The organism is Endozoicomonas sp. ONNA2 (assembly GCF_024606365.1).
Classification (GTDB): Bacteria; Pseudomonadota; Gammaproteobacteria; order Pseudomonadales; family Endozoicomonadaceae; genus Endozoicomonas.
Genome location: NZ_JAHHPO010000778.1, coordinates 1 through 4,108, shown reverse-complemented (window position 1 = coordinate 4,108; position 4,108 = coordinate 1). Strand labels below are relative to the sequence as shown.

General features: G+C 49.3%; 2 protein-coding genes. One reads left to right on the top strand and one right to left on the bottom strand.

Features of this window, described 5'->3' with window-relative positions; translation table 11 throughout:
- The first annotated feature begins 101 nt into the window (after positions 1 to 101).
- Positions 102 to 1,751, top strand: coding sequence for a hypothetical protein (locus KDK14_RS13825; RefSeq protein WP_257265756.1), 1,650 nt, complete (start codon positions 102 to 104; stop codon positions 1,749 to 1,751).
- 738 nt (positions 1,752 to 2,489) lie between these two features.
- Here KDK14_RS13825 and KDK14_RS13820 read toward each other — a convergent pair.
- Positions 2,490 to 3,896 carry an ankyrin repeat domain-containing protein gene (locus KDK14_RS13820; protein WP_257265755.1) on the bottom strand — a complete coding sequence of 469 codons (1,407 nt, stop codon included), beginning with the start codon at positions 3,894 to 3,896 and terminating at the stop codon, positions 2,490 to 2,492.
- Positions 3,897 to 4,108: the final 212 nt, after the last annotated feature.

Here is a 4,108-nt window from a genome sequence, read left to right as displayed (position 1 = left end):
TTTGACGAAGAAGCAGTAATTTTTAGACCAATTTATCGCAACCGCAGTAGGGCAGCCTATTCTCGGACAGCCTCCTGGTTCCGATTTTCAGGCAATCTGCAATGAACTCATTACCTTCAAACCCCGGCGTATACTGGTCCAGGACTCTACCAAGTCAGCCGGTTGAGCATGACGAAAGAGTTGGTTCCGGACCTGCGACCAGATACCTGACAGCAACGGTTGAGAGCCGCTCACAGAACGCAGTCGCAGTCAAGCGGCTGCCTGAGCGACTGGCAGTTGCTGTTACTGAAACCGCTACTCCACAACCAATTACTCCTGAAAGATCTGCTCCTGAGCCAGTTGCCATGCCCGGGGCCACCTCCGGTGCCGGACTGCCAATGGCCAAAACATCGGCTGCTGCGAAAAATCAGATTCCTGAACCACAGTACGATGCTTCCTATCAAGACCCCGATGCCGTCCAGCGACTGTTGAATGCTTGCCAGCAGTGGCTTGCGCTAAGCCACCGCTTTCCCAAAGAAGTCAGTTTCGGAGAAACCTATAAGTTGGTTGAAACCTTCAGAGAGATATTGACTAAGCTACATGGGAGTTTGGCTCCGGAAAGCTCCAAATCCACAGCTGGCTCTCAGCAATCAAGGAGGTCAAGGCACCGCGTCAGATCGGCAGCCCATTACGCAGCTTCCCAAAGCGCATCTGGCAGCCGTAGCGAGGGGAATATACTGATGGTCAGCCATTTCTGGCTAAGTTGCCTGGGCGCGGTAAGCCTACGTCTTACCCAGATTCGTACACATGATGTACATGGGTTTCACCTCACTCAGGAAGAACTGGCCAAGATTCCCTTTAACCAACTGATCCAGAGAAGCTGGGCCCTATATACCAGAGTTGGTATGAGTTACGAGGATCGCATGCCATCGTTTCTTAAACAGGCTTCCTCTCCTTTCAGTTATGGTGAGGACGCTTTTGCAATCATCCACAGCGCTCTCCATGAGGGCGCAGAGGCCAGTTGTAACTTTCTGAGTAGCCTTTTTTCTGCTCTGTATGAATACTTCGTGGTTGAAACACTGCCCGGGCAACCCGGTTCCGAATCAGCGATTATTCGGTTATTCGAGCAGCTTGGCTATTGGCGGCGACAAAACGACAAACTGATTGTTCCGAAAGTCAAAACTGCTAAAGGAGAGATTCCGCCCATGAACATTATCAAGGGTATGGAGGGTATTATTACCAAGGATCACCCATTCCAGCAGGCTATTGCCAGAGCCCAGCTTGACAGCGGCCCGATGAATATAATAGAAGAAAGTGCTACCCGGCAAAAAAAATGCCTGAAGCAAACCATTAAGGCACTTGTCAGTAAACAAGCCACCGATGATCAGGCCAAGACAAAACAAAGACCATCCCCGGGCAAAACTCAGTGGCAAAAAAATAAAGACAAACAGGCCACCGTCGTCCACGCCGAAAACCTGGTCGCTGCCACATCGACAGCTACAACATCAGAGGCGGGCAGTGGCCAAAAAAGTTCTGCAAAATCTCTGAGAGCATCGGCAGACAACAGTAAGTCGCCTGTAACATTTGCCAGACAATGCAATCAACTCATCAATGCTGACAACCTCGACCTGCTTAAAAAACTGCTAAAAGACAATCCGAAGCTTGTCCACGGATTAAGAAATTCACCCAAAAACAAAATTAACAGTTTTCTGGCAGCACATGGAATCGAAAATTTTATGCCGGAATTAAAGGTTCAAGGAAAACGAAAGTAGCTTTAAGCACTTAAGGAGTCGTCTGGAAATAACTTCCCTATTTTCATTGCCTGACGTGCTGAGCTTGTCGAAGTTCGGTGGCACTACCCTCCGACAAGCTCAGGGTGACCGGAAATCGGGGACTTATTAAAAGACAATTCCTAATGGCGACAGGTTAAGCCTGTCGCCATTAGGAATTGTCCTGAAATAACTTCCACATTTCCAATGTTGCCCGGTAAAGAGAAAACCTTGCCACGGAGACACGGAGAAAAGAAAAAATCTTTTCCTCTCTGACTCCGTGGCAAAAAAAAAGAGGAAGTTATTCCAGGACCAATCCTAAGCAAAATATTTTTCATCCCTGAGGGTGGCGCAAAATATTTTCACGCGCCGTGGGCATTTGTGTGCTTTGTGGTTCAAAGCTTTTGCTTCTGGAATCAATAGATAGATGCTTAATGTCTAACGTAAGTACGGGCGCTATTATCGGGCCGCACGGACTGACGGGAATAGCAGCTTAACAGCCGCTATCCAGGGAAAGCGTGACGAAGCAGGAAGATTCCCGGATCCAGGAAACCTCGCCCGCCCGGGAGGGGAGTGTCAGAAGTAACATGCGCTTATCTTGCACAATGTTAAGGGTAGATGGGTGCGCTGGGCCGCTTTTGACTGACCATGCCATTCGAATATAGAGTCAGCACGTTTTTAATCGTTTAAAATCAAAAAGTGACCATGGGGAAGTCGTATGCAAGACCATGCCGTTCTTCTTCACATAACCCCGCATTGCTTCGCAAACGTTTTTGCCCCTTTGGCAAGCAGGAGTTCCCTGCATTCCTTGTGGCCTCCCCTAAAGGCCACGTCCAGGGGGTTCTGGCCGGAAAAATTGGTGATATTGACATTCAAATCCTTGTGACTGAGTAGCGCTGTCAGGCTACCCAGCCAATTAATTTTGTCATTGTAGATTGGTTTAAAATACGTCGAATTGCACAGCGTGTGCAGGGGCGTGTCACCGAAATCATCGGTGGCATTAACATCCACTTTCGGATGAGTTATCAGGCGTTTCAGAATACCAGTATTGCCCCGTTTGACCGCACAGTGCAGGGGAGTTTCACCTCGATTATTGGTGGCATTTACCAGCACTCTCTCGTGAAGCAGATCATCTTGGAGCAGCTCTTCCAGGCAATCAATGAAGCCCGAATAGGCGGCCAGGTGCAGGGGAGTTTCCCCTCTATTGTTCGTGGCGTTGACCAGCACTCCCGCTTTGCGGAGCAGCTCTTTCAGACAACCAACCCTGTTTTCCAAGACGCAATAGTGCAATGGGGTGTTGGCGGCATGATTGCCGACATTGACATCCACACCAAGGTGATTGAGCAGTGCTTTCAGGTTATCGATTCTGTCTTCAAGCACTGCCATGTGCAGAGGCGTGCAACCCTTTTTGTCGGTGACATTGACCCTCGCGTTTTCGTTAAACAGTAGTTCTATCAGGATGTCAAAATTGGCCTTTTTGGCAGCAAAATGGACGGGGCTTTGTCCCTCCAGGCCCACAGCATTGACATCCGCCCCCTTTTCGATGAGCCGTTTCAGGCAGTTGATGTTGCCTTTATCGGTGGCCAGGTGCAGGGGGGTGTTGTTCTCGTCATTAACGGCATCAAGATTCGCCCCGCAGTCAATAATTATATCCAGGAAGTGGACATCGCCCATCAAGGCGGCCTTGTGCAGGGGCGTTTGGCCATTCTCAGTGGTGGCATTGATATTCGCGCCTGCAAGCCACAGCTCTTTCAAAGCGGGACCATTCTCAGCCGCTAAAGCGGCAAACAACAGGCAGTCATACTCATGGCTGCCGAAAGAATGAGCGCGAAGTATTGCCAGATGTTGCCTGAAGGCTTCCATATCTTCAGTATAAAGGGCATACACAGTTACTGGCCTGCCGGGCACGGGGCCCGACAGACAGAGCAGTGGCAACACGATTTGCTGTTGACATTGGGAACAACCCCGCTGAAGCAGTTTGCTTCGGGCCTGATCAGTGGCAAGACAATCAAGATGCATATAACAGGCATTCTGACAAGATGCTTTGACCCGGAGCCCACCGGTAAATTGCCCGCTGGTGTTACTCTCATCACTCTGGCAGATAATGCATTCGAACGACTCAATGATGCTACTTCTGACACTATCCATCTTAAGCACCTCTATCAGTGATTGGGTTAGACACTATAAATTTATTTGCTTAGTCTTCATTTTGACAACAAACAGCAGAGAAAATTGCATGGAACTGCAATTTTCGCCCGAGAGGCTGTCAATTCTTGAATACGTGTGTTTGTGCTGCCCGAAGTTGTCCCGGGAGGCTGTCCGAGAATAGCGCCCGAAGCGAGGATTGTGAGAAATTGAGG